The organism is Aestuariimicrobium soli, assembly GCF_051192575.1.
Classification (GTDB): domain Bacteria; phylum Actinomycetota; class Actinomycetes; order Propionibacteriales; family Propionibacteriaceae; genus Aestuariimicrobium; species Aestuariimicrobium soli.
This window is the reverse complement of record NZ_JBPJSQ010000014.1, coordinates 1-24,534: the sequence shown is the minus strand read 5'-3', so window position 1 is coordinate 24,534 and position 24,534 is coordinate 1. Positions and strand designations below refer to the sequence as shown.

Sequence of the window (24,534 nt, the reverse complement as noted above, 5' to 3'; positions counted from 1 at the left end):
AGCTGACATGACGAGTCTGGCGAGGGGCCTGCGGGCGCTGGGAGCCGGCCTGCTGCTGACGCTGCTGATCGCGGGGGTGCCGGTGGCACTTCTGGCGTGGGGCGACGTCTCGGTGCTGGCGCCGTCCCGGTGGTCCCAACTCGTGCAGCAACCGGTGACCTCGACGCTGGTGGTCGCGGTGGTGACCGTGGTGGCGTGGGTCTGCTGGGCCCTGCTGACGGTCAGCGTCGTGGCCGAGGTGATGGCGGTGCTGACCGCCGGCCGGGTGCGCCTCAGGATTCCCGGAGCCGGATCGTTGCAACCGCTGGCCTCGGTGCTGGTGGCCGCCGTCGTGATCGGACTGGCTTCGAGTCACCCGGGCACGGGTGGGTCGGGCTCGTCCGCGGCCGGCGGGGGACAACCGGCCGCTTCCGCCACGGCCACGGCTGGCGCGGGCGCTGCGGCGTCGTCGGGCGAGCAGCGACTCGCCCCCACGGGCACCCATGTGGTTGCGCCGGGCGACGAACTGTGGACGATCGCCGAGCACCACTATGGCGACGGCCAGCGGTGGCGCGAGATTGCGCGAGCGAACGGACTGACGGCCGACAGCGCGCTCGTGGTGGGCGGCTCGCTCACCCTGCCCGACCTGCCCGCGGCACCGGCCCCGTTGTCGGCTCCGGGGGTGGGGGAGTCCCAGCCCGGACTCACGACCGTGGTGGTCGTCGCCGGTGACACCCTGTGGTCGCTGGCCGAGCGACACCTCGGCGACCCCGAGCGCTGGCCCGAGATCGCCGACCTCAATCCCGGTCTGGTCACCGACCCCGACCAGATCGATGTCGGCTGGGTGCTCAGCCTGCCCGCGGGCTCCGTGGGTCGGTCGGTCGACTCGCCGACCGAGGAACGCCCCGGAACCCCCCAGGCCCAGCCCACGACGCCGGGTAGTGACGAGACCGGCTCGACGTCCACGTCGCCTCGGCCGAGCGAGGTCCCCTCGAGCCAGGCCCCCACCACCGAGGCGTCCCCGGTTCAGGCGACCCCGGCCCAGACGACCTCAGCCCAGACGACCTCGAGCACCACGGAGTCGTCGTCCAGCACCCCCACCAGCCCCGTCACGGCCAACCCGCTGCGCCGCCTGGCGGGCGGTCTCACCGCGAGTCTGGCTGCCGCGGTCACCGCCGGGCTGCTGGTGCGGCGGCGGCTGCAGCACGACCAACGCGACCTCGGGCGCCGCCCCGTGCCCGCCAGTGAGGCCAGCCGCCGACTGGAGTCGGTCTGGGCGACCATGGCCGATGGCGCGGCCGACCCCGACGGAGTCACCGCGACCACGGTGGTCGTCGGTGACCGCGATGAGGGCCAGCCCGTCACCGTCGAGTTGAGTGGCATCACTGTGCTGCGGGGCGACGCCGCCCACACCGTGCAGCTGCTCGGGGCGGTCTGCACCTCGTTGGTGTCGGCCGAGTGGAGCGCCGGCACCGATGTCGTGGTGGTGGGTCGCGGCCTGGCCTGGGCGGTCGGTCTCGACTCGCCGATGCTGCGCCACACCCCCGATGCCACGGTCGAGCTTGCCCGGGCCGCTCGCCGCGCCCGTGATCGGCGCCTCGCCGGGGCCGACCTCGACCCCGACAGCCATGAGGTGCTGCTGTTCTCTGACCCCCTCACCGCCGATGAGCGTGACCTGCTGATCGACCTGATGGACGAGACCCCCGGCATGGCGGCCGTCGTGCTGGACGATGCCGGCACCACCCCGTGGACCGCGGGCGGGTGCGTCGTCCGACTGGAGGACGAGACCACCGCCCGCGTGGACGACGGGCCGGACTTCCAGCCCAGTCTCATCGGCGAGCCCGCGCGGCGTGCCCTCGTGGAACTGCACGCCACCACCACCAGCGACCAGACCACGCGGGCCCCGTGGTGGGCGGACGACCCGCCGGCCCGGATCTCCACCATCCACAACCCGCCCGAGATCCTGGAGGAGGCCAGCATGACCACCGTCGACGCACACCGCGACCACCCGACGCTGCTGCTGCTCGGCCCCATCGAGCTCACCGGGGCGCGCGGTACCCAACCGGCGCGGGCGGTCAAGCAGTGCCAGGAGTACTGCGGCTGGCTGCTCGAGAACCCCGGCAGCCTCAGCAGCCGCATGAGTCAGGCGCTGTTCGTGGCCGAGCCGACGCGACGGTCGAACATGAGCCGGTTGCGCGTCTGGTTGGGTGAGGACGATTCCGGCCGCCAGTACCTGCCCGAGGCCTACACCGGGCGCATCGAACTGCATCCGGCGGTCTCGAGCGACTGGGACGAACTGCAGAACCTGGTGCAGGCCGGGGTGAACCGCACGCCGAGCCAGGTGCTGGTGCAGGCCCTCGGGTTGGTGCGCGGCGAACCGCTCGCCGACGCGGCACCGGGGCAGTGGCACTGGGCCGAACAGTGGCGCCGCGACATGATCGGGACGATCCGCGACATCGCCCTGGTGGTGGCCGATCGCAGCCTCGATTCGGGCGATCTCGACGTGGCCCGGTGGTCCCTGCGGCGTGGGCTGGTGTGTGCGCCGACGGACGAACTGCTGATCACCACGCTGATCCGCACCGAACACCGTGCCGGCAACCAGACCGAGGCGGAGCGCTACGTGATGCACCTGACCAAGCACGCCCGCACCAGTGGCCATGACCTGCGCGCCGACACCGTGGAACTCATCCAGCAGGTGATCGAGGGACGACTGCGCAACCGCAACGCCTGACTCGCCTGACTGGGAGTCGGTCAGCGGGTGGTGACCACCCCGTCGCTGTCCTCGCGCACGTGCCCCGACCCGTGCTGGCCGTGGTTGAAGGCCTCATCGCCACCGCGGCGACTCGTCCGCCACCAGAAGAACGCCGCGAGCACCAGGTACGCCACTCCCGTGGCGATGAACGCTGCGTGACTGAAACCGTCGGCCGGCAGCACCCAGATCGCCAGCGCCGCCGCCACCACGATCGCGGCGTTGAAGATCATGTCGTAGATCACGAAGACCCGACCCTTGTAGTGGTCGTCGACGTGAATCTGGCAGACGGTGTCGACCACGATCTTGATGGACTGGGCGAACAGCCCGATGCCGAAGGCGGCGATCAGCAGCGGCACCCGGTGGAAGATCGACCCCGGAATGGCCTGCACCAAACCGCTCGCGACCAGCAGCACCAGCATCGTCCGGCGTAGCCCGAACCGGTGTGCCAGCGGCGGCACCAACGCCGCCGACAGCACGAACCCGACGCCCGTCAGCGCCCCCCACAGCCCGATGTCGGCCATCGCCTTGTTCACCTGCGAGACGGTGTGGAAGTAGTTGCGGTAGCCCAGGATCACGCCCACCGAGATCAGGCCGAAGCAGACCCGGGCGCCGAAGATGGTCGCCAGCGACACCCCCGTCGGGCCCTGCTGGCCGATGTGCACGAGGGCGTCGCGCAGCTCGGCGAGCACCTTGCGGGCCGACTGCCACGGAGTCATCCGGGCGCGGGGAAGACCCGGTTCGGGGCCGAGTTCGTGCTTCCCGAAGCCGAAGGCCAGGGTCACGGAGGTGCAGAACATCAGTGCGGCCACCACGAACACCACGGCGTCGGCCTGATGGGTGGCCAGGTACCGCGGCGCCAGCGCGAGCCGCAGCCCACCGGCGATGGCACCGCCGATGAGCACGCCGGTCGGGCCGATGGTCGGCATGATGGACGAGGCCGTCAGGTACTCCGACTTGTTCACGGTGTAGGGCAGGCCGGCCGTCAACCCGGCCAGCAGGAACCGGTTGGCGCTCATCGCCACCAGCAGCAGCCCAAACATCACGGCCTGCACCTCGAGCGAGCGGTTCCCGGTGAACACCAGGGCGGCCAACGCCAGCGCGATCACGGCGCGCAGGGCGTCGGTCCACACCACCACCCGCTGCCGCGACCAGCGGTCGAGCACCACCGAGACGAAGGGGCCGAGGAACGAGAACGGCAGCAGGGTGATCGCCAGCACGGTCGCGATGGCCACGGCATTCGGTTGGGACTGCGGGCTGAACAGCACGTAGCTGGCCATGCCCACTTGCAAGGTGCCGTCGGAGGCCTGCGTGGCGATCCGCACGGCGAGCAACCGCTTGAACTTGGGGTGCCGCGCCATGCGTTTGATGCTGCGCCAGAACTGCACGAAGGTCCTTCGGGATCGGCGACGGGACTCGCGGGCGGCTGTGGTCAGCGGCCGACGGCGCCAGCCTAGCCGCCGGGCGCGCCACCCCGGCGTCGCCTGCACAGGGGCGCTCGGGCTCGTCCGGGATGAACCGGGGTTGGCGGCCCGGCCCTGCTCCCACGGTCATAGCCTCTCTCGGCCCCTCGCCTCGGGCATTGGCACGAGCGGTCCCCACCCCACACCGTTATGGATCGCTCTTCGGCCGCAACCAGCCCGCCCGGCCCGCTGCAGCGCCCCCCAGCACCTGCCGCCAGCGCCACCCCGCCCGCTGCCGACCCACCCCGGCCACCTCCCACCCAGCCCGCGCGGTGACTACGCTCGAGGCATGAACCAGCGCCGCGAGGATGCGAAACTCCGCTTCGAGTTGAGCCAGGGTCAGGCCCGCAACGAGGCCGTGGCCGCGCAGAAGCTCATCGACGAGTTCGTGGACACCTGCCGCGCCCGAGGTATCGCTCCCGAGCCGCTGAAGGCCCGCCTGATGACCGGGCAGGTGGTGAAGACCGACCAGAGCGGCTGGTACATCCGCGCCAACAAGTCGCTGGCGATCGGCGAGGGTGGCGAGTTCTACCAGCTCACCGTGCCCGGGTCGCTGATGGATCGCCTGCGCGGGGTGCGGTTGCAGCCCACCCAACCGGTCTTGGTCGTCAATCGCGGCGGACGAGACGGCGATGCCGGCGACCTGGCCGACTTCCTGGCCTGGCGACTGGCCAACTGACCGTCTGGGACATCCGACATCGTCGGGTCGGTGCGGAAGAGGCATGGCCCAGGACATGCACCGGGGGACTGCTGGTCACCCCCAACAGCCCCCCGGGCGTCTGTGCAGCCTGTCAAGGAGCCACCTGCACCGTGTCTCACTTCAAGCTTGTGACAATGATGCATGCGGTCTCAGCTTCCGTCAAGGAATGCGGCGGCGTTGCCCGCCGCGAGTTGACCGGTTCTGCGAATGCGACAAGCCACTTCCCTCACGGTCAGGGCGTTCACGCGGCGAAGCCGTGACTGAATATTCTCAGCCACGGCCTCGCCGGGGGGCGACCTGTCAGTTCCGGACCGCCGAGCGGGTGCGCCGCAGCGCGAGGGCTCCGACGAGCGCGACCATCACGGCCGATGCGACGATCGGCAGCGTGTTGCTGGTGGGCTCGTCGGCGACACCGGTGTGGGGCAGTCCAACGCCCGACAGCCTCACCTGCTGCACGGCCAGCGCGAGGCTCTTGCCCTCGGCCGAACCCCACGCGTAGACGATGGTGTTGTGACCCTGGCTGAGCTTCACGTCGGCCGGGCCGATGGCCACGGTGTCGGTGCCGGCAAGCACGACGTCGGCTGAAACGGTGCCGGGCATGAGGTCAAGGGCAGCCTGCTTCGGGTTGACCAAACCGGGGACGACGACCTTGCCGCCAGCACGAACGTCCACCGCCGGGGCTGCCGCGACGTGGCGCACCGTCAGCCGGGCACCCTTCGACGAGGCGCTGGTGTCATTGGCGAAGGCGGTGAGCACCGGCTTGCCCATGGCATCCAGGTGGGCGACGAGGGTGAGGTTGGCGCCCCCGGGAACCTTCAGGCCCTTGGCCTCGATCACGGCGGCCGCGGTGGCGGGATCGCCGGCCTTGACGATCTTGATGTCGTAGCTGCCGGCGGGCAACGCCATCGGTTGGGTGAGCGTGCCGGGAGTGAACTTGGTGAGCAGCGGCTTGCCGTTGGCCCACACGTCGACGGTGGCGCCGGGCACGGCGTGCAGCACGCTGACCTGGGAGGTCTGGGGTGCCGCGTGTGCCGCGGGTGAGGTGAGTGCCATCCCCAGGATGGCGAGCAGGGTGGCGCTGAGGGCCGCCACTACTCGACGAATGGTGCGCATGGGAGTCTCCTTGGAAGGTGGTGCGTCTGGGTCGGTGGTGCGAGGCGAATGGTCATCCTCGACCCCCCTCCTCGTGAGCTCCATACTGCGCAAAGCTCGACAAAGAATCTAGACAGACTGCTGTTTTGTCTAGCTTTTTGTCCCGGTGTCCCTAGGCTGCGTAGTGGGCCGGGGCTCAGCCGGCGAAAGGACGATCATGGACGCACCGCACGCCATCGGCGACGTGGCCCGGTTGACGGGCTTGCCGATCGCCACCTTGCGGGCCTGGGAGACGCGCTACCGCGTGGTCGAGCCGCACCGCCACGACAATGGCATCCGTCGCTATGACGACGAGCAGGTCGCCCGGCTGCGTCGAATGCGGGACCTGGTGGAGGCCGGCATCCCTCCCCGCAAGGCGGCCCAATTGCTCGACATCACGCCCGGGGCGCCACCAGTATCGGCGCTGCTCGACCACGAGGCCTTGCTGCGTTCTCCGCGCGACCCCCAGGCCTTGGAGGCACTCATCGACCGACAGTTCGCCCAGGGCAAGGTCGAGACGGTGATCGACCAGTGGCTGATGCCATCGCTGCGAAGGGTGGGAGAGGCCTGGTCGTCCGGTGAGCTCGACGTCGCCACCGAGCACCTCATCAGTGCGGCCGTCATGCACCGCCTGGCCGCCTTCTACGCCGCCACCCGCGCCTCGGGCCCCAGGGTGGCGGTGGGACTGCCCGCCAAGGCGCGCCATGAACTGCCCGCGCTGGCGCTCGCCCTGTGCCTGCGCCGCCTCGAGGTCAACGTCATCTACCTCGGGGCCGACGTGCCCGCGCAGAGTTGGCAGGTGGTGGCCCACCGCTATCGTCCCGCCGCCGCCGTGGTAGGGGTCGCGACAGTCGCCGACGTCGACTCGGGCCAGCAGGCGGTGCGTGCGTGCCACGCAGCCGGGCTGCGGCACGTCTTCGTCGGTGGACGAGCCGCGTCCGGGGTGGACGCGGCGATCACCCTGCCCGGCACCCTGTCGGATGCGGCCGCCGCCATAGCGGCGACGGTGGCCAAGGCCTGAGCCCTGACCACCGCCTGCTGCTGTCCCTGATCGGACGAACCCGATCAGTCGGACCCGATCAGTCCGCCGCCAGCGCCTCCGTCGGAGCAGCGTTGGCGGCGCGTCGTCCGGGAAGGATCGAGGCCAGCGAGGCCGCGATCACCGCGATCGCCACCAGGGCCACCGTCTGCCACGGATCGATGGAGAACTTCAGTTGGGCGGCGTCGAGGCCGGTGCCGCGGAAGATGGCGCCCACCCCGAGCCACGCGAAGAACGAGCCCGCCACGATGCCCACCACGACGCCGACCAGGGCGAGGGCCACCGCCTCGAGCCACAGCATCAGTCGCAGCTTCGACTTGTGCATGCCCAGGGCCCGCAGCAGCGCCGACTCGCGGGTGCGCTCGATCACCGAGAGCCCCAACGTGTTGGCCACGCCGACGAGCGCGATCAGCACCGCGACGCCGAGCAGGGCCGTGGCGATCGCCAGCATGATGTTGAGCGCCTGGTTGATGATGTAGGCCTCGGTGGCCCCACCCGAGATCATCAGGTAGTTGCCCTCGGTCTGGGGGAGCGACTCCAACTGCAGCAGGGTGCGGGCGAAGTCGTCTCGGTTGGTGAGCTTCACCCAGTACGAGCTCGGTTTGGCGTCGGGAACCAGCTTCGCCAGCACGGCCTCGTTCACGACGATCCCCTGCGACGGCGCGGCATTGTTCTTCACCAGCTTCACCGTGACCGTGGTCGTGCCCGACTTCAGGGTGATGGTGTCGCCGCCGAGTGCCTGCTTGGCGTAGGTGACCGTCTCGCCATTGGCCAGGGCGCTGCCGTCGGGCAGGTTGGCGGGCAGGGTCGGTGCCACGGCTCGGGCATCGGCGGTCAGGCCGCTGACGTAGAACTGGTTGCCGTCACTGGTCTCGACCATGCCACCGGGCAGCACGGCCTTGCGCTCGACCCCGGGCAGGGCGTCCAGCTTGGCGATCACCTCGCTGGTCAGCCCGGCCTCACCGGTGGCGGTCACCTGCAGATCGACCGGGTAGCGCTCGTCGATCTGCTGCAGCACGGTCGTCCGCACGCTCGAGGTCGCGACCTGCAGGGTCACGATCAGACCCATCGCGAGCATCAGCGCCACCGCCGTCGCGGCCGCCCGGTTGGGGTTGCGGGAGGCGTTCATGGTGGCCATGCGCGCGGTCGGGCCGGTCAGCCCGGTCACCTTGCCGACCAGCCGGATCAGCCCGGACACATACAGCGGCGCGGCGGCCAGCACGGCGATCGCGATGAAGGCGGCGGCGATCACCGCGAAACCGATGGTGGCCAGCGCCTTGGTCTGGTCACCGTCGCGGTTGATGCCCTGCATCAGCGACATCACCATGAACGCGATCCCGATGGCGAACAGCACGCCGCAGATGATGCCCCGCACCAGCGAGACCTTCTTGGCGGCGTCGGCATTGAGCACCGGCTGCAAGGCCTCGAGGGGCTTCACGCGCGAGGTCTTCCACACCGGCGCCAGCGCCGCGAGCACCGTGATCAGCACGCCGACCCCGATCTCGATGGCGATCTCGCCGATGGGGAACTCCATGCCCCAGAAGATCGAGCCGGTGTAGGTGGCGCCGGCCGCGGCCAGGCCGGCCCCGACCAGCACGCCGACGACCGAGCCGATCAACCCGGTGAGCACCGCCTCGACGAGCAGCTGCCCGCGAATCTGACCCGTGCTGGCACCCACCGCCCGCAGGAGGCCGATCTGGCGCCGCCGTTGGGTGATCAGGATCGTGAACGTGTTCGAGATGATGATCATGCCGACCACGAGCGCGATGCCGGCGAACACCATCAGGAAGGTGCGGATCGCGTCGACGCCCTGGGTCAGTTCCTGCAACTGCTCGTCCATGAACGCCTGCTTCGAGACGACCCCGTCGCGCAGTTCGGTGGGCACCGCGGCCTTCACGGCGGTCGTCAGGGTGTCGGCGGACGTGCCGGGCTCGGCCTTGACCAGCACCATGCTCGGGTAGGCACCGGACGCCTGAGCGGCCGCCTTCGACACGTAGCCCGCTGGGTTCAGCAGGCTCTTGGGATCGTCCGTGATGCCGACGAGCGTGAGCTCGACCTGCCCGTTGAACGTGACGGTGTCACCCACCGACAGGCCGAGTTTGCGCGCGATGTCGGGCGGCAGGGCGAGCTCGGTGGCCGACTCGGGCCAGCGGCCGTCGGTGACGCTCGCCCAGCGGAAGTCGTCACCGGTCAGCACGAACAACTGCAGGAAGACCACCTGGTTGCCGTTGTCGAGGGTGCCGCCGGTCGAACTGACCGCCTCGGCCGCCTTGACGCCGGGCACCTTCGCGAGGGTGGCGGCGAAGGCGTCCGCGTTCTTCTGCTGGTCGACGGTGGCGGGGTCGTCGGTGGGGGCCGGCTCGGGCAACTGCCGGACGATGACGTCGCTGGCGACCACCTGCCGGTTGAGCTGACCCGCGAGGCCCTTCTTCTCGGTGCCCAGGTAGATCGAGGTGCCGGCCATGAAGGCCACCGAGATGGCGATCGCGACCAGCGTGGCGAGCATGCGCCCGGGATGCTGCCGGATCTCGGCGAGTGCGTTGCGCAACATCAGCGCTCCAGCGAGGCGAGTGCGTGGGTGACCTGGTCGACGTCGGGGTCGGCGAGGTCGTCGACGATGTGCCCGTCGAGCAGCACCAGCACGCGATCGGCGTAGGCGGCGGCCTTCGGGTCGTGGGTGACCATGATGATCGACTGGCCCAGATCGTCCACCGAACGGCGCAGGTAGTCGAGCAGCGCGGTGCCGGTCTTCGAGTCGAGGGCGCCGGTCGGTTCGTCGGCGAAGATCACGTCGGGACGAGTCACCATGGCGCGGGCGATGGCGACGCGCTGCTGCTGGCCACCCGAGAGTTCGGACGGGCGGTGGGCCAGGCGCTCGGTGAGGCCCAGCGACTGCGTGAGCTGGGTGAAGTAGGCCTCGTCGGGGCGCTTGCCGGCCAGGTCGAGCGGCAGCACGATGTTCTGGCGCGCGGTCAGCGTCGGCAGCAGGTTGAAGCTCTGGAAGACGAACCCGAGCCGGTCACGGCGCACGTTGGTGAGCTTCGAGTCGGGCAGACGGTTGAGCTCCTCGCCCGCGAGGAAGACCTGGCCGTCGGTGATGCGGTCCAGGCCGGCGAGGCAGTGCATCAGGGTCGACTTGCCCGAACCCGACGGGCCCATGATCGCGGTGAACGAGCCGCGCCGAAAGCTCACCGACACCCGGTCGAGAGCGACCACCTGCGTCTTGTCGGAGCCGTAGACCTTCACCAGCTCGCGCGCCTCGGCGACGATGTCATCGCCGGTGGCAACGGCGGTGCCCCGCAGACCGTCACCACGAGGGACGATGCCGTGCTGAGGCTCGGCGGCGGCTGACTGCTGGGGCTCGTCGACGGTCTCGGTCATCGCCCGACGGGGATTCTGGTCGGTCGGATGCTGCTGGGTCACGATGGGCCTCTCTGTCGGAGCTCGAACGGTGGTGCGGAGCACTCGCCAGCCTAGGAGGCGACGGTGGCGCGCGGCCCCCCGCCACGGGTGTGAATCGCGTGGTTCGGGGTCAGACCGGGGTCTGAACGAGGAACCGGGGACGGGTCGGGCCGGCACGGGTCGGCTGAGAAAGGCGCCGGACAATCTCAGCCGATTCCCATGCGCAACTCGGCAACGACGACGGCCCCCGGGGAGTGATGCAGGTGAACCTCAGTTTCACAGGCCTCACCCACCCAGCCCAGGAGTTCCCCATGGTCATCGCCCGCCCCGCCCTCACCCGCACCTCGGTCACCCGCACTTCGGTCACCCGTACGGGCGCCGCCGTCGCCGCGGTCGCGGCCATCGCCCTCACCGGGCTGTCGTCGTCGTCCTCGTCCGCCGTCACCACCCCGGGCTGGATCTCCCACCCCGAGGGCTGGACCGCGGCCACGCTCTCGTCCGTCGACTCGCAGGGCCGACCCACCGGCGCCAGCACGCTGGTGATGGCGTCACCGACGGCGGTGCAGACCTCGCTGGGCACGGTGCCGACGGGTGCCAACGTCGGTGACCTGTCGAACGACGGACGACGGGTCGTGCTCACCGCGGCCACCAGCGGCGGCTCGACGCGGGTGATCATCGTCGACACCCTCACCCGCCAGCAGACCTCGTGGAGTGTTCCCGGTCTGAACACCGTGCGGTTCACCAATCCCAGTGGCCTCAATCTGCTGGTCGCGACCGACACGTCGTGGCAGCGGCGCGACCTGCAGGGACGACTCCAAGCCACCTTCCCCGGTGCCTCGCCGCTCGAGAGCCTGGTGCAGACCCGCGACGGCGTGCTGGTGGTGGGGCGGTCGTCCGCCGGGAAGATCACCGTGAGCTCGAACGCCACCGGGCGGCTGATGCGCACCTCGGCGACCCCCGCCGGCCAGTACTGCCAACCCGGGTACTCGCTGTCGAACGTGTCGGTGACCGTCAGCTGCATCGGCGCCAATGCGGCCACCGTCTACCGCTACGACACCAACACCGGACGATTCACCTCCCTCAGCGGGTCGCTCCCGCGCGCACCGTACGGCTACATCGGGGCCCGCCAGACCGCGAAGGGGCTGGCCGTGGCGAAGACCCCCACCTGTGGGGCGGCCCAGTGGGGCTTCGTCTCGGGCACCCGCTGGACGGCGATCCCCAACCAAGGGGGCGAGCGCAGCTTGGTCGACTTCTACGCCGGAGCCACGCGCGCCGTGGTGCGGGTCGGGGGATGCGGTGACCAGGGCTTCTTGGTGACCCAGTCGACCGCCACCGGGGGGTCTCAGGTGGTGGTGGCGGGTGGTACCAAGAACCCGGGCAAGCAGTTGACCGGGTTCGCGACGGCCGCCCGCGACAACTGAGGTTCTCGTACTGGGTGATCGGCGACACCTGGTTCACTCGGGGCAGCTGGCTCAGCTGACGTCGACCGGCACCCCGCCGTTGCGCATCGACCACGCGGCCGCCACGCCCGTCGCCACGGCGTGGCGTGCCGCGATCGACGGCACGCGGGTCTCGTCGATGCGGCCGAAGGCGTAGTCCAGGAACTCCGAGATGATCTTCTCGTCGGCATCAAGGTGACCGCCGGCGTCACCGGTGATCGGGAACTCCTCGTCGGGTTCGTAGGCGCTGTTGACGCGGCGGTTCCACAGCCGGACGACCCCACCCTCGCCGTCGCCCTGGTTCTCGATGCGTCCGAGATCGCCGATCACGGTGTAGTCGCGCCAGTAGTCGGGCGTGAAATGGCACTGCTGGTAGCTGGCCAGGATGCCGCCGGCCAACTGCAGGTTCACCTGGGCGAGGTCTTCCATGTCGAGCTCGGCGTTCAGGCCGGTGAGTTCGCGCGGCGGCCAGTTGGTCATGGGGCGGCGGTTCACCCAGTCCAGGCCCTGCGAAGGATTCCGATCGGTGGTGTCGCCGTAGACGGCCAGTCGTCCGAATGCCTGCACCCGCTCGGTGTAGGCACCCGCCAGGTGGTGGATGACATCGAGGTCGTGGGCGCCCTTCTGCAGCAGCAGGGTGTTGCCGTAGCGCTGCTCGGCGTGCCAGTCGCGGAAGTAGGCATCGCCGCCGAACCCCACGAAGTGGCGGCACCAGATCGCCTGCACTCGTCCGATGCGACCCTCGTCGATTAACCGCTTCATGATGGTGACGACCCCCATGAAGCGCATGTTGTGGCCCACGAACAACCGGGTGCCTGTCTCATCGGCGAGCCGCAGCAAGTCGTCGGCGTCCTCGGTGGTGATGGCCATCGGCTTCTCGAGGTAGGTGGTGACGCCGGCGCGCAGCAACTCGCGGGCCTGTTCGGCGTGCACCGCGTCGGGCGAGGTCACCAGGGCGCCGTCGAGCTGCTCGGCGCCCTCGTGCTGCTGGGAGAGGGCGTGGCGGGCGGCCAGCAGGTCGGCGACCGTGTCGTGCAGGCGCACATCGTCGCCGAACATGGCGCGAGCGCGCTCCCGGCCCGAAGGGAAGGGGTCGACCACGTCGGTCACCCGCGACGTGGGATCGACCTTGCTGATCACCTGACCGAGGTACGAGCGGTCGCCCGCCCCGATGATGGCGAACTGTCCCATGGTGACTCCTTCTTCGTGCCTGCGGGTTCCTCGCCGGCTGGGCGTGCTGGCATCACCCGATCACGGGCGCAGCCGGGCGGCAAGGGCAGGTCACGAGGTGAGCACCGCAGCCCGGCGATCTGGACCCGTGCCCTCAGCGCGCCAGGCCCACCTCGAAGGCGAACAGCACCAGCCCCACCCGGTCGCGGCACTGCAACTTGCTGAGCAGTCGCCCGATGTGGGTCTTCACCGTGCCCTCGGCCATGTACAGCCGCTGCCCGATCTCGGTGTTGCTGGCCCCCTTGGCGATCTCGACCAGCACCTCGCGCTCTCGTTCGGTGAGCAGGTCGAGCCGCTCGTCGGTCTGCCCGGGGGACGACGGCAACCCCGGCACCACCTGCTCCAGCAGGCGTCGGGTTGCGCTGGGTGCCACCACGGCGTCACCGGCGGCGACATTGCGGATGGCGTTGAGCAGGTCGTGCGGGTGCGCATCCTTCAGCAGGAACCCCGACGCCCCGGCCTTCAACGCGGAGAACACGTACTCGTCCAGATCGAAGGTGGTGAGCACCAACACCCGGGTGGGCAGGGGCGAGGCGGCGATGCGCTTGGTGGCCTCGACGCCGTCGAGCTGGGGCATGCGGATGTCCATCAGCACGACGTCGACCGGGGTGGTGCGCAGCAGTTGCAGCGCCTCGAGGCCATTGTTGGCCTCACCCACCACCTCCATGTCGTCCTCGGACTCGATGAGCATGCGGAACCCGCTGCGCACGAGCGCCTGGTCGTCGGCGAGCAGCACGCGGATGGGTGCGGTCATCGTGTCCTCCGAAGAATGGATGGGGGGATCGTGGTCATCATGACACCAGCCGGTGCCCGGGCAGGGGGAACTGGGCGCGCACCAGGAAGCCGCCGCTCGAACGCGGGCGGGCCAGCAGTCGTCCGCCCATCGACTGCACGCGCTCGTGCATGCCGCGCAGGCCGTGCCCCTTGCCGTCCGAGGGGGTCGAACCGGGGCCGTCGTCGGTCACCTGCACGACGATCATGGTCGGCAGATAGGTGAGCGTGACCTCGGCGTGGGCATCGGCGCCGGCGTGCTTGAGCACGTTGGTGACCGCCTCCTGGGCGACCCGGTAGACGGTCAGCCCGAGGGTGTCGGGCACCACCGGGGCCTCGCCGGTGACGGTCAACGAGATGCGGTCGCCGGCCCGCTCCACCATCTCGGCGATGTCGGCCAGCCCGGGGGTGGGGGCATATTCGGCGTCGCCCTCGTCGGTGCCGCGCAGCACCCCGACGATGCGCCGCATCTCGCCGAGGGCATCTCGTCCGGTCGACGCGATCGTGTCGAGCACCTCGGCGGCCTTCTCGGGCCGCTTGGCGGCGATCGCGCGGCCACCCTCGGCCTGCACGATCATCACCGACAGTGAGTGGGCGACGATGTCGTGCAGTTCGCGGGCGATCTGGGCGCGGGCGCGGGCCTCGGCCATGCGTCCGGCGGCCTCGCGCTGGTGCAGGGCGGCCTGGTAGCGCTGCAGTTCGGCCTGCTCGGCCTGCTGCTTGGTGAGCGCCGACTCGCGAATGCGGCGCCCGATCGCGTAGGGGGTGATCACCAAGCCCGCGCAGACCATCACGGTGATGCCGTACAGAATGGCGACGCTCAGCAGCCCGACGCCGCCGTAGTCAAGGGGGTTGTCGTAGCCGACCAACCCGGGCATCCAGGTGAACGGGCCGAGCAGCGATGCCGCCGCGCCCAACGGCAGCACCCGACGCGACCGGCTGCCGTCGGTCCAACGCGCGAAGGAGTAGCAGGCCAGCGGGATGATCATCACCGAGGTCGTGGGGTAGCGCAGCACCAGCAGTTGCAGCACCCCGGCGAGCGTGACGATGCCCAGCATCAGGGTCGGACGACTGCGCCGCCACACCATCGCCGCGCACATCATGGCGGTGGTGACCCCGGCCAACAACAGCTCGTAGCCCGCGTGGCTGGTGAGCCCGAACAGCACGTAGGGGCCGCAGAGCACCCCGAACAGCACGACGGCGAGCACGATGTCGGCGTCGCGCGAGCGCGGCCGATCGCCGAGGAGCCCATCGGGGCGATGCGGGACAGACATGGTTGTTCCAGCCTAGGCGGCGGGGCCGGTGCCCACATCGGACGAGGGTCGCGACGTGCGCACGGCTGGTGTGCCACCACGGCAGGGGGTGGGGCCGGGGCTCCCGGTTGTTCCCACGGCGGCGCCGAGGGGGCGTTCAGCCGGTAGCGTGACCGAGTGCAGGGTGGCGAGGTGGTGGGCGAGGAGGTGGCGATGACCCCGAATGCGTATCGCGCTGCCGCCACGCTGCTCGCGATGGGCGAATCGGACGAGTGGGTGCGCCGCCTGATGACGATGCTCGACGAGCGCCGCGACCTGGCCGACCACCGCCTGCTGGTGCTGCTGAAGTTGCGCATCGAGGCCGGCGCCCTGCTCCCGGACGACCTGCGCACCGCCATCGACAAGTGCTTGGCCGGCTTCAAGTACTCCTTCACCGAGCCCGGCGACGACTCCATGTGTTCGTGGAGCGAGAACCACCAGGTGCTGTTCGGCGCGGGTGAGTACCTGGCCGGCCGGCTGCTCGGTGACCGATTGTTCACCAACGACGGACGATCCGGCACTGCGCACGCCGAGGCGGCCCGGCGGCGCCTGCTCGACTGGCTCGAGGACCGCTTCCGCTGGGGATTCTCCGAATGGCTGTCGGCGACCTACTACGAGCTCGACGCCGTGGCGCTCACCCTGCTGGTCGACCACGCGGACGAGGAGCTGGCCCACCGCGCGAGCATGGTGCTCGACCTGTTGATGCTCGACCTCGCCCTGCACCACTTCGACGGACGCCTGCACGGCTCCCAGGGGCGGGCCTACCGACGGCAGAAGGTCGACCCCACGGTGCAGGAGGTCTCGGCCATCGTCGCGGACGCCTTCGGTGAACCGCAGCCGTTCCGCGTCGACCAGCTCTCGGGCATCTTCTGCTCGCGCCGGCGCTATCGGGTTCCGCAGGCGGTGATCGACATCGCCCTGCAGGGGGGCGCCCATCGCATTCACGTCAGCCACGGCCGCAGCATCGACGAGACCATCGTCCAGACCGAGGAGCGGCACCGGGCCCGCACGCCGGCGATCTCATCGGCCCAATTGGCCGTCGAACGAGTGCGGGCGTGCTGGTCGATGCAGGCCATCACCGATCCCGAGATCATCGGCGACACCATCGCGGTGATCAACCGGCTGGGAATGTGGGAGAACAGCTTCTTCGCGGGCCTTCGTCCGTTTCGGAAGTTCAATCCGGGCATGGCGCCGCTACTGGTGCGGGGCATCAACCCGGTGACCATCGGCATGCAGTTGGGGCGGGTCGACGTGACCACCTTCCGCACCCCCAACCTGCTGTTGTCGAGCGCCCAGCACTACCGTCCGCGCGATTTCGGCGACCAACAGCATCTGTGGGAGGCCGCGCTGCCGGGAGGCATCGTGGTGTTCTCCACCAACCCCGGTTCGGTCGGGGCCAAGGCCGAGTCGCGCCCGGCCACCCCCTCGGACTGGATCGGCAACGGCATCAACCCCGACATCGCCCAGTCCGACAACGTGGTGCTGGTGCTGCACGACCTACGCGCCCGCAAGGGCTACCTCGAGGGGCGCCGGCCGGAGCTGTCGCACCTGCACTTCCCGATCGTTGCCTTCGACGAGACCACGCTCACCGACCGCGCGCTGCTCGGCCGCAAGGGCGATTCCTACCTGGCGGTGCTCACCGCGCACCCCTACGAGGTGGTCAGCGACTACGAGGTGCTGCAGCGGGGGCCGGTCACCGCCTGGGGGGTCGTGCTCGCCGACCGCAGCGAGTTCCCCAACTTCGCGCAGTTCGTCGCGGCGGCCACGCAGTGGAGTCTCGATCTCGGACGAGCCGGGCTCGTGCTGTCGGCGCGCCACGTGGCGGGGTTCGGCAGTTCTTCCGCGCGGCACGTCTATGAATTGGGCTGGCACTCGGAGTTCCGCGTGAACGGGGTGACCCATGCCAGCGACCACCCGCGCTATGAGACGGAGTGGGTCGACATGCCCCGTGGGGGCACCCATTGCGTGGTGCGCGGAACCTCGTCCACCCTCACGCTCGACTGGATGGCGGGTACGAGGGACGAGCACTGAGCCCTGATCAAGCGGGGTGGTCTCACTCCAGGGGGTCGGTGGCCTCGGCCCAGAGGGCGGCCTCCTGCTCGGCCTCGCGCACCCGGCGCTTCGCCGCGAGGAAGCCGAGAGCGACCAGGATCGCGGCGATCAGCAGCAGCGTCTTGTTCATGCGCCCAGCCTACGTCGTCCGGTCTGCGTGGTCGGAGCCGGGGCAGTCGGGGGTGAGGGACGAGCCGCGGCTCAGTAGCCCAGCAGCTCCTTGCGGCGCGGCAGCCAGGCAATGGCGTCGCGCACACCGTCGGCCTCGGTGAACTGCGGCTTCCAGTCCAGCAACTCCGTCGCCCGGTTCGAGATCGTGTAGGCGCCGGCCACGTCGCCCGGACGAGCCGGCCCGAACTCGACGTCGAGCGGCTCACCGGTGCCCGCCTCGAAGGCCCGCACCAGTTCCTTGACGGTGACCCCGTTGCCGGTGCCGACATTGATCACCTGGTAGTTGTCGTCGCGGGTGATCTCGTCCAACTTCTCCACGGCGGCGACGTGCGCCTGCGCGAGGTCCCAGACGTGGATGTAGTCGCGAATGCCCGAGCCGTCGCGGGTGGGCCAGTCGACCCCGGTGACGGTGAAGGTGGCGTGGTTGACCCAGGCCTCGATCATCTTGCCGAGCACGTGGCTGGGCTTCTCGATCTGTTGACCGGTGCGCAGCTGCGGGTCGGTGCCGATCGGGTTGAAGTAGCGCAGGCTGAGCACGTGCAGGTCGCTGGCGTGGGCGACGTCGCGCAGGATCATCTCGACCATGAACTTGGTGGTCGCGTACGGCGACTGCGGGTCGAGGGCCGAGGTCTCGGTGACCTGGAAGTTCTCGTCCGTGGCGTAGATCGAGGCCGACGACGAGAACAGGATGCGGTTCACCCCGTGGTCGCGCATGGCGGTCAGCAGGTCGAGGGTCTTGCCGACGTTGTTCTCGTAGTAGGCCAGCGGCTGGGCCACCGACTCGGGCACCAGGATCTTCGCGGCGCAGTGGATGACGGCGTCGATCTGCTGCTCGGTGAACACGCGGTCGAGCAGCTCCCGGTCGGCGAAATCGCCCTGGTAGAGGGTGCGATCCAGCAGGAACTCGGGTCGTCCGGTCGAGAAGTCGTCGAGCACCACGACCTCGTGGCCGGCGTCTTCGCAGGCCGAGCCGACGGTGGATCCGATGTAGCCGGCGCCGCCGGTGATCAGAATGCGCATGGCTTCACCCTAGTGGGACGACTGCCGGGGTATGGCAGTACCTGTCTGGCGCGATCAGCCCCGATTAGCGTTGGCGCTCGTGAGCTCCCCTGACCGCGTACCCAACCGCATCACCGCCTCCGCCGCCGCCGGCCTGTGGGGGCTGCACTTCGCCTTCCTGACCCCGGCGCTGGCGTTCATCCTGGTGGCCCTGCTGGACATGTCCGCGGCCGAGATGGGCTGGACGCTGGCGATCTACAACGCCGGCGGCTTCGTGGCTGCGCTGGTGCTGCCCGCCTTGGCCGACCGGCAGCGCAACTACCTGCGCTGGCTCGCCGTCGCCAGTGTGCTCACCCTGGGGTTGGTGGCGGTGCTCGCGAGCACGACCCGGCTGCCGCTGGTGGTGGCGGGGCTGGTCTGTTTCGGTGGGCCCGCCGGCGTGGGCATGTCGATGCTCTACGGGCACCTGCGTGCCTCGGGGTTGCCCACCGCCGACGTGGTCAAGACCCGCACCGTGAACTCGCTCGCGTGGGTGATCGGACCCCCGCTCGCCACGGGGTTGATCAGCGGTTTCGGCAACAAGGCGGTGCTCTGGGCAGTGGCGGCGGTGGCCGTGGGCAACCTCGTCCTCACCTGGTTGATGGCCCGCGAGCACATGCAGCTGAAGGCCGCCGGGATGAAGCCGGTCGCCCACGACGACCAGCTGTCGTTGCCCCGCCTGGTGGTGGTGCTCGTGGTGGCCGCCTTCGTGCTGCTCGGCGCCGTCAGCGCCACCGTCACCTCGGTGATCAACCTGTTCGTGGTCGAGTCGTTGCACCTGCCGCTGTGGTGGGCGGGTCTGGCGCTGGGTTTGGCCGCCGGGCTCGAGATTCCGGGTCTGTTGGTGGTCGGACGACTGGTCACCCGCTTCTCGAGTCTGGCCCTGGTTGCCTCCGGAGCCGTGGCCGGGATGCTCTACGCGCTGGTCATGTGGATGGCCACCGGCCCCGTGGTGCTGCTGGCGGCCCAGGTGTTGAACGCGTGGTTCGTGTCGACGATCTCGGGGGTGGGGATCACCCTGTTCCAGCAGATGATTCCCCGCCCGGGTCTGGCGGCTGGTCTGAACACCAACACCCGGCGCGTGGGCAACATCATCTCGGGCGGACTGCTGGGGTTGGCCGGCGGCACCCTGGGCGACTACCGCTGGGTGTTCCCACTGTGCCTGGTACTGATGGTGCTCGCGCTGGGGTTCACGCTGCTGGCGGCGCGGCGCAGTGGACGCGTGGCCGCTGCTTGAGGGGCTTTCCACCTCTCCCGGGGGTGGGCATCCAGCTCTCTGGCGGGGGTCCCCAGCTTTCCGCGCCCCATAACGGTGTCACCGTGGGGGGGCTTGTTCCGGGGGGGGAAAAAAACTCGCACCGTGACACCGTTACGGATCGGGGAGCCGCCGCAACCACACCCGCGCGGGCCGCCACCGGCAAGTGTTGGCAACCCATGGGGGCCTCGGACACCCCTGCCTAGGGTGGCTGGAAAGCCCACCCCCACCATGCGTGGGTCTCTTGCACCGCAGCGGACAGGCAGCAGTTCACATGACCAGAGCAGCACTCGTCGGCGTCGGAGATGTCTCCGTCGTCCATCTCGAAGCCATCGCGTCCATCGAGGGCGCCGAACTGGTGGCCCTCGTCGAGAGCGATCCCGAGCGCGCCGAGTCCGCCCGCGAGCACGGTGTGCCGGTGTTCAGCGACCACCTCGAGATGTACCGCGAGATTCATCCCGACGTCGTGCACGTCACCACCCCGCACCACCAGCACGCCCCGGTGGCCATCGACCTGCTCGACGCCGGCGCCAACGTGCTGCTCGAGAAGCCGCTGGCCAACTCCCGCTCGGCCGCCGACGCCCTCGTCGCCGCCGCCGACCGGGCCCACGGCAAGCTGGCCGTCTGCCTGCAGAACCGCTACAACGCCTCGTCGGTGCAGCTGAAGAAGCTGATCGACGAGGGTGCGCTCGGCGAGATCAAGGGTGCTTGGGCCAACGTGGTCTGGACCCGCACCGCCGACTACTACGCCCGTCGCCCCTGGCGCGGCAAGCTCGCCGAGGCCGGCTCGGGCGTGCTCATCAACCAGTCCATCCACACCCTCGACCTGGTGCAGTGGTTCCTCGGCGGTGTCACCGAGGTCACCGGCGACGGCACCACCACCAAGTTCGCCGACGTCATCGAGGTCGAAGACACCGCCACCGCCTACATCAAGCACCCGAGCGGGGCCGAGTCGACCTTCTTCGCGACGCTCAACACGCCGGTGCATCGTCCGGTCGAGATCGAGGTCTGGGGCACCGACGCGCACGCGCGCATCTCGGAGGGCCTGACCGTCACGCACTTCGACAGCGGACGAACCGAGTTCACCCCCGACCAGGTCTCGCCGACGGCCGGCAAGGCGTACTGGGGCTTCAGCCACGAACTGCTCATCCGCGACTTCTACTCCCAGCTCGGCTCCGACGAGCCGTTCTGGATCTCTGCCCGCGAGGCCGACGTGACCATGCGCATGATCGGCGACATCTTCCGCTCCGGCGGCCACCTCGATCACCCGATGGTCGCGGGCTGAGCCCTCGTCCGTCACACCACGCACACCCCGATCTCCCACATCCCGAGCACCTCTACGGAAGGAACCCCATGACCGACACCACCACCGAGCAGGCCACCAGCACCGAGGGCCCCAGCAACGAGGGCACGGTGCGACTGGGCATCATTGGCCTCGGCACCGAGGGCTCGATGTACGCCAACCTCATCAGCGACGGCCAGGTGCCCAACATGAGCATCGGCGCCATCGCCGACGTCGACGAGTCGAAGAAGGAGCGCGCCGACGAGCTGGGCGTGCCGTTCTTCACCAACTACGAAGAGCTGATCGCCTCGGGCGCCGTCGACGCCGTCGTGACCACCGTGCCGCACTACCTGCACCCCGAGATGGGCATCAAGGCCCTCGACGCCGGGCTGCACGCGCTGCTCGAGAAGCCGGTCGCCGTCTACACCAAGCAGGCCCGCGAGGTCATCGACCACGCCGCCGGCAAGCCCGAGCAGACCTTCGGGGTGTTCTTCAACCAGCGCACCAACCCGCTCTACAAGGACCTGAAGGCGCTGCTCGACTCCGGTGAGCTGGGCGCGCTGCGCCACACCTCGTGGATCATCACCACCTGGTGGCGTCCGCAGGGCTACTACAACCAGTCCGCCTGGCGCGCGACCTGGGGCGGCGAGGGTGGCGGCGTGCTCGTCAACCAGGCTCCCCACCAGCTCGACCTGTGGCAGTGGCTCTGTGGTGTGCCGAAGAGCGTCTTCGCCAAGGTCGCCTACGGTTTCAAGCGCGACATCGCGGTCGAGGACGAGGTCAACGCCCTCGTCGACTTCGGCAACGGTGCGACCGGAACCTTCATCACGGCCACCCATGACCTCGCCGGCACCGACCGTCTCGAGATCCTGTGCGACCAGGGCAAGATCGTCGTCGACAACTCCCGCACCGTCACCATCACCCGCTTCGCCAAGCCCGAGCAGCAGCTCAGCCAGGAGATGTCGATGGAAGAGGTGCGCGAGCTCTTCCGCGGCAAGCTCGACTCGGGCTCGCTGTTGACCACCGAGACCAAGGAGTACACCTCGGCGTTCGGGCAGCAGCACTCGACGGTGCTGAAGAACTTCGCGGCCGCCGTGCTCGACGGTGAGGAGCTGATCGCTCCCGGTGCCGACGGCATCCACGGCGTGCGCCTGGCCAACGCCATCCACCTGTCCAGCTGGCAGGGGCGCGAGGTCTCGATCGACGACTTCGACGAGGACGCCTACCTGACCGAGCTCAACGCGCGCATCTCGGCCGAGGGCGGCGACTGGCCGTCCCGCTCCTGAGCGACCGACTCCACGAACAACGACACGACGCAAGAGAAGAGGACACACATGGCAGTCATTGGTGTGCAGATGATGATGGTCAAGGAGCAGGTCGCGGAGCAGGGCATGTTCGCGGTGCTGCAGCGGATCGCCGACCTGGGATTCCAGGCCGTCGAGGTCTCGCAGATTCCCATGGACGAGCAGAACACCGCCGACCTCGAGCGCGGCGTCGCCGAGCTCGGGCTGAAGGTGGGCGCCCTCTCGGTGGCGCTCAAGGGTGGCCCCACCGCCACCGGCGACAACCTCGAGGAGCACTTCGACAAGATCGTGTCGGACTGCAAGCGGCTGGGCGTCATCCACGTGCGCATCGGCATGATGCCGTTCACCGCGATGGCCTCGAAGCAGGCCTGCGAGGAGTGGGCCGCCGAGTGTGAGCAGGCCGCCCAGCGGTTGCTCGCCGAGGGGGTGCAGTTGTGCTACCACAACCACCACGTCGACCTGGCGAAGTTCGACGGCGAGACGCTGTTCGACATCGTCCGTCGTGTGGCCCCGAGCCTGCACTTCGAGGTCGACCTGCACTGGGTGCAGCGCGGCGGCATGAACCCCGTCGACATGCTCGAGAAGTACACGGGCGTCTGCGACCTGATCCACCTCAAGGACTACCGGATTCGCACCCTGCCCCCGGAGTCGCTGGAGCTGCTGGCCGACCCCGACAAGCGCGGTGAGTTCTTCAACATCTTCCGCAACGACGTCGTGCAGTTCGCCGAGGTCGGTCAGGGGACGATGAACTGGCCCGCGATCATTCCGGCCGCGGAGAAGTCGGGCGCGAGCTACTTCTTCGTCGAGCAGGACGAGACCTACGGCCGCGACCCGTTCGACTGCCTGAAGGACTCCAAGGAGTACCTGGCCTCCATCGGCTACTGATCGGCCGGGGTTCGTCCGCCCCCATCAGTGCGCAAACTCCTACGAAAGAGTGCGACCCCCAGGAAATTTCCTGGGTGGTCTCAATCGGTCAGTGCAACGGTGAGTAGTTGTTGCAGTTTCTCACGTGGGGTGAGGGCGTTGAGAGTTTCGCGGGGTCGGTCGTTGAGGAGGTTCTGGACGTGGAGGATCTCGGCGTCGGTGATCTGGGCGAAGTCGGTGGGTTTTGGCCAGAAGTCGCGGATCAGGCCGTTGGTGTTCTCGTTGCTGCCTCGTTGCCACGGGCTGTGGGGGTCGCAGAAGTAGACCTGGGTGTGGGTGGCGAGGCTGAACGTGGGGTGCTCGGCCATCTCGGATCCTTGGTCCCAGGTGAGTGACTTCATCTGCATCTGCGCTGGCAGGGTGGCGGCCATGGCGATCAACGCGTCGACAACGGTGGTGCTGTCGTGTTGGTCGGGCAGCCGATGGAGCAGGACGAACCGTGAGGCGCGTTCGACCAAGGTGATGATGGCGGTCTGGTTGCGTGCTCCGAGGACCAAGTCACCCTCCCAGTGGCCCGGGATCGCTCGATCGGCTGCCTCGGCCGGTCGTGTGGAGATGTGATGACCCTGCAGCCATGGTCGTCCCGTCCGGGGCGGTAGCTTCGAGTGGGGGATGCGGTGGGTCCGTCCGGATCGCAGTGCCTTGTCGATCCTCAGTTCCTCGCGCAGGGAACCCCTGCCCTGGACGTAGAGGGCCTGGTAGATCGTCTCGTGGCTCACGGAACCATCTTTGCCATGCTGCGCCGCCAGACGGATCGACACCTGCCGGGGCGACCAGTGAGAGTTCAACCCCTCGACGACCCGTTGCCGCAGCACGGGATCGTCCAACCTTGACCGTTTCGGACGTCCCCGACGGCCCGCGGCCGCGGTCTCGGCAGCCTCAGCCCGATACCCGGTCGGTGTCGAGTTGCGGGCGATCTCTCGGCTGACCGTCGACGCCGACACCCCCAGCTGGCCGGCGATGCGCCGTAACGACCACCGCTGGACCAACCCGACATGGATCAACGTCCGATCCGCCAACGACAACCGGGCCCCGTGTGACGGCGCCGGGTGCGGCAGCACCGGCCGTACAACCTCGACCTCAACAACCAGACCGCCATGACGACCACGCTTCAGATCCATGCCAGCAGCATGCAACCAACCAGCAGCCGTCCCCGCGCTCACACCCACCTGATCCGCGGCCCTCTGCGCCGAGTACCCCGACGCCGCCAACCACAGCACCCACTCCCGCATCCACCCCGGGTAACCCGGATTCCCACGACGCATGCAACACCTCCGAACAACGTGTTGCACTGACACCCTGACTCCACCCTG

At 69.3% G+C, this 24,534-nt stretch carries 19 protein-coding genes; 9 read left to right on the top strand and 10 right to left on the bottom strand.

Translation table 11 applies throughout. The features are described 5' to 3' along the window. Nucleotides 1-7: 7 nt before the first annotated feature. Nucleotides 8-2,710 (top strand): LysM peptidoglycan-binding domain-containing protein, encoded by a 2,703-nt coding sequence (locus ACSDQ9_RS14210; protein WP_435148042.1) that lies wholly within the window; start codon nucleotides 8-10, stop codon nucleotides 2,708-2,710. Nucleotides 2,711-2,730: 20 nt separating this feature from the next. On the opposite strand, the gene ACSDQ9_RS14205 is transcribed toward ACSDQ9_RS14210, so the two are convergent. Continuing rightward, on the bottom strand, nucleotides 2,731-4,089 hold the full coding sequence (locus ACSDQ9_RS14205; protein ID WP_435148041.1) for an MFS transporter: 1,359 nt from the start codon (nucleotides 4,087-4,089) through the stop codon (nucleotides 2,731-2,733). Nucleotides 4,090-4,480: 391 nt separating this feature from the next. On the opposite strand from ACSDQ9_RS14205, the gene ACSDQ9_RS14200 reads away from it, so the two are divergent. Then, a complete protein-coding gene (locus tag ACSDQ9_RS14200) occupies nucleotides 4,481-4,870 on the top strand; it encodes a hypothetical protein (protein ID WP_435148040.1) in 390 nt (129 codons plus the stop codon). 321 nt (nucleotides 4,871-5,191) lie between these two features. Here ACSDQ9_RS14200 and ACSDQ9_RS14195 read toward each other — a convergent pair whose 3' ends face one another. Further along, nucleotides 5,192-6,004 carry a DUF4397 domain-containing protein gene (locus ACSDQ9_RS14195; RefSeq protein ID WP_435148039.1) on the bottom strand — a complete coding sequence of 271 codons (813 nt, stop codon included), beginning with the start codon at nucleotides 6,002-6,004 and terminating at the stop codon, nucleotides 5,192-5,194. Nucleotides 6,005-6,200: 196 nt separating this feature from the next. Here ACSDQ9_RS14195 and ACSDQ9_RS14190 point away from each other — a divergent pair, with 196 nt between their 5' ends. After that, complete coding sequence (locus ACSDQ9_RS14190) at nucleotides 6,201-7,043, top strand: MerR family transcriptional regulator (RefSeq protein WP_435148038.1); 843 nt, start codon at nucleotides 6,201-6,203, stop codon at nucleotides 7,041-7,043. Nucleotides 7,044-7,101: 58 nt separating this feature from the next. Here the strand turns inward: ACSDQ9_RS14190 and ACSDQ9_RS14185 are convergent, their stop codons facing one another. Together ACSDQ9_RS14185 and ACSDQ9_RS14180 are read right to left on the bottom strand one after the other, a co-directional pair. Then, nucleotides 7,102-9,612: an ABC transporter permease gene (locus tag ACSDQ9_RS14185; protein WP_435148037.1), complete on the bottom strand. Its 2,511-nt coding sequence runs from the start codon at nucleotides 9,610-9,612 to the stop codon at nucleotides 7,102-7,104. After that, nucleotides 9,612-10,487: an ABC transporter ATP-binding protein gene (locus ACSDQ9_RS14180; RefSeq protein ID WP_435148060.1), complete on the bottom strand. Its 876-nt coding sequence runs from the start codon at nucleotides 10,485-10,487 to the stop codon at nucleotides 9,612-9,614. Before ACSDQ9_RS14180 ends, ACSDQ9_RS14185 begins: the two co-directional genes overlap by 1 nt. 287 nt (nucleotides 10,488-10,774) lie before the next feature. On the opposite strand from ACSDQ9_RS14180, the gene ACSDQ9_RS14175 reads away from it, so the two are divergent. Beyond that, the gene (locus tag ACSDQ9_RS14175) at nucleotides 10,775-11,884 is read left to right on the top strand and encodes a hypothetical protein (RefSeq protein ID WP_435148036.1); all 1,110 of its coding nucleotides are present in this window, start codon (nucleotides 10,775-10,777) and stop codon (nucleotides 11,882-11,884) included. Between the two features lie 51 nt (nucleotides 11,885-11,935). Here ACSDQ9_RS14175 and ACSDQ9_RS14170 read toward each other — a convergent pair whose 3' ends face one another. The 3 genes from ACSDQ9_RS14170 to ACSDQ9_RS14160 form a co-directional block, all read right to left on the bottom strand. Continuing rightward, a complete protein-coding gene (locus ACSDQ9_RS14170) occupies nucleotides 11,936-13,093 on the bottom strand; it encodes a Gfo/Idh/MocA family protein (RefSeq protein ID WP_435148035.1) in 1,158 nt (385 codons plus the stop codon). 133 nt (nucleotides 13,094-13,226) lie between these two features. Continuing rightward, nucleotides 13,227-13,886, bottom strand: coding sequence for a response regulator (locus ACSDQ9_RS14165; RefSeq protein WP_435148034.1), 660 nt, complete (start codon nucleotides 13,884-13,886; stop codon nucleotides 13,227-13,229). Between the two features lie 37 nt (nucleotides 13,887-13,923). Further along, nucleotides 13,924-15,177 carry a sensor histidine kinase gene (locus ACSDQ9_RS14160; protein ID WP_435148033.1) on the bottom strand — a complete coding sequence of 418 codons (1,254 nt, stop codon included), beginning with the start codon at nucleotides 15,175-15,177 and terminating at the stop codon, nucleotides 13,924-13,926. A 192-nt stretch (nucleotides 15,178-15,369) separates the two neighbouring features. Between ACSDQ9_RS14160 and ACSDQ9_RS14155 the strand changes: the two genes are divergently transcribed. Then, a complete protein-coding gene (locus tag ACSDQ9_RS14155) occupies nucleotides 15,370-17,226 on the top strand; it encodes a hypothetical protein (RefSeq protein ID WP_435148032.1) in 1,857 nt (618 codons plus the stop codon). A 22-nt stretch (nucleotides 17,227-17,248) separates the two neighbouring features. Here ACSDQ9_RS14155 and ACSDQ9_RS14150 read toward each other — a convergent pair whose 3' ends face one another. Together ACSDQ9_RS14150 and galE are read right to left on the bottom strand one after the other, a co-directional pair. Continuing rightward, nucleotides 17,249-17,377 carry a DLW-39 family protein gene (locus ACSDQ9_RS14150; RefSeq protein ID WP_435148031.1) on the bottom strand — a complete coding sequence of 43 codons (129 nt, stop codon included), beginning with the start codon at nucleotides 17,375-17,377 and terminating at the stop codon, nucleotides 17,249-17,251. A gap of 71 nt (nucleotides 17,378-17,448) precedes the next feature. Beyond that, on the bottom strand, nucleotides 17,449-18,438 hold the full coding sequence (gene galE / locus ACSDQ9_RS14145; RefSeq protein ID WP_435148030.1) for a UDP-glucose 4-epimerase GalE: 990 nt from the start codon (nucleotides 18,436-18,438) through the stop codon (nucleotides 17,449-17,451). A gap of 79 nt (nucleotides 18,439-18,517) precedes the next feature. On the opposite strand from galE, the gene ACSDQ9_RS14140 reads away from it, so the two are divergent. From ACSDQ9_RS14140 to ACSDQ9_RS14125, 4 genes are all read left to right on the top strand, one after another. Next, complete coding sequence (locus tag ACSDQ9_RS14140) at nucleotides 18,518-19,693, top strand: MFS transporter (RefSeq protein ID WP_435148029.1); 1,176 nt, start codon at nucleotides 18,518-18,520, stop codon at nucleotides 19,691-19,693. Between the two features lie 292 nt (nucleotides 19,694-19,985). After that, nucleotides 19,986-20,996 (top strand): Gfo/Idh/MocA family protein, encoded by a 1,011-nt coding sequence (locus ACSDQ9_RS14135; protein WP_435148028.1) that lies wholly within the window; start codon nucleotides 19,986-19,988, stop codon nucleotides 20,994-20,996. Between the two features lie 68 nt (nucleotides 20,997-21,064). Next, on the top strand, nucleotides 21,065-22,279 hold the full coding sequence (locus ACSDQ9_RS14130) for a Gfo/Idh/MocA family protein (RefSeq protein WP_435148027.1): 1,215 nt from the start codon (nucleotides 21,065-21,067) through the stop codon (nucleotides 22,277-22,279). Between the two features lie 48 nt (nucleotides 22,280-22,327). Beyond that, nucleotides 22,328-23,182 carry a sugar phosphate isomerase/epimerase family protein gene (locus tag ACSDQ9_RS14125; RefSeq protein ID WP_435148026.1) on the top strand — a complete coding sequence of 285 codons (855 nt, stop codon included), beginning with the start codon at nucleotides 22,328-22,330 and terminating at the stop codon, nucleotides 23,180-23,182. 80 nt (nucleotides 23,183-23,262) lie between these two features. Here the strand turns inward: ACSDQ9_RS14125 and ACSDQ9_RS14120 are convergent, their stop codons facing one another. Beyond that, the gene (locus ACSDQ9_RS14120) at nucleotides 23,263-24,342 is read right to left on the bottom strand and encodes an IS30 family transposase (protein ID WP_435143774.1); all 1,080 of its coding nucleotides are present in this window, start codon (nucleotides 24,340-24,342) and stop codon (nucleotides 23,263-23,265) included. Nucleotides 24,343-24,534: the final 192 nt, after the last annotated feature.

Bases quoted from the DNA above. Each gene is read 5' to 3' on its own strand.
- ACSDQ9_RS14120 (WP_435143774.1), bottom strand. From the start codon at position 24,342: ATGGATCTGAAGCGTGGTCGTCATGGCGGTCTGGTTGTTGAGGTCGAG.
- ACSDQ9_RS14205 (WP_435148041.1), bottom strand. From the start codon at position 4,089: ATGGCGCGGCACCCCAAGTTCAAGCGGTTGCTCGCCGTGCGGATCGCC.
- ACSDQ9_RS14135 (WP_435148028.1), top strand. From the start codon at position 19,986: ATGACCAGAGCAGCACTCGTCGGCGTCGGAGATGTCTCCGTCGTCCAT.
- ACSDQ9_RS14160 (WP_435148033.1), bottom strand. From the start codon at position 15,177: ATGTCTGTCCCGCATCGCCCCGATGGGCTCCTCGGCGATCGGCCGCGC.
- ACSDQ9_RS14150 (WP_435148031.1), bottom strand. From the start codon at position 17,377: ATGAACAAGACGCTGCTGCTGATCGCCGCGATCCTGGTCGCTCTCGGC.
- ACSDQ9_RS14185 (WP_435148037.1), bottom strand. From the start codon at position 9,612: ATGTTGCGCAACGCACTCGCCGAGATCCGGCAGCATCCCGGGCGCATG.
- ACSDQ9_RS14190 (WP_435148038.1), top strand. From the start codon at position 6,201: ATGGACGCACCGCACGCCATCGGCGACGTGGCCCGGTTGACGGGCTTG.
- ACSDQ9_RS14210 (WP_435148042.1), top strand. From the start codon at position 8: ATGACGAGTCTGGCGAGGGGCCTGCGGGCGCTGGGAGCCGGCCTGCTG.
- ACSDQ9_RS14130 (WP_435148027.1), top strand. From the start codon at position 21,065: ATGACCGACACCACCACCGAGCAGGCCACCAGCACCGAGGGCCCCAGC.
- ACSDQ9_RS14155 (WP_435148032.1), top strand. From the start codon at position 15,370: ATGACCCCGAATGCGTATCGCGCTGCCGCCACGCTGCTCGCGATGGGC.
- ACSDQ9_RS14165 (WP_435148034.1), bottom strand. From the start codon at position 13,886: ATGACCGCACCCATCCGCGTGCTGCTCGCCGACGACCAGGCGCTCGTG.
- ACSDQ9_RS14170 (WP_435148035.1), bottom strand. From the start codon at position 13,093: ATGGGACAGTTCGCCATCATCGGGGCGGGCGACCGCTCGTACCTCGGT.
- ACSDQ9_RS14195 (WP_435148039.1), bottom strand. From the start codon at position 6,004: ATGCGCACCATTCGTCGAGTAGTGGCGGCCCTCAGCGCCACCCTGCTC.
- ACSDQ9_RS14200 (WP_435148040.1), top strand. From the start codon at position 4,481: ATGAACCAGCGCCGCGAGGATGCGAAACTCCGCTTCGAGTTGAGCCAG.
- ACSDQ9_RS14125 (WP_435148026.1), top strand. From the start codon at position 22,328: ATGGCAGTCATTGGTGTGCAGATGATGATGGTCAAGGAGCAGGTCGCG.
- galE (WP_435148030.1), bottom strand. From the start codon at position 18,438: ATGCGCATTCTGATCACCGGCGGCGCCGGCTACATCGGATCCACCGTC.
- ACSDQ9_RS14175 (WP_435148036.1), top strand. From the start codon at position 10,775: ATGGTCATCGCCCGCCCCGCCCTCACCCGCACCTCGGTCACCCGCACT.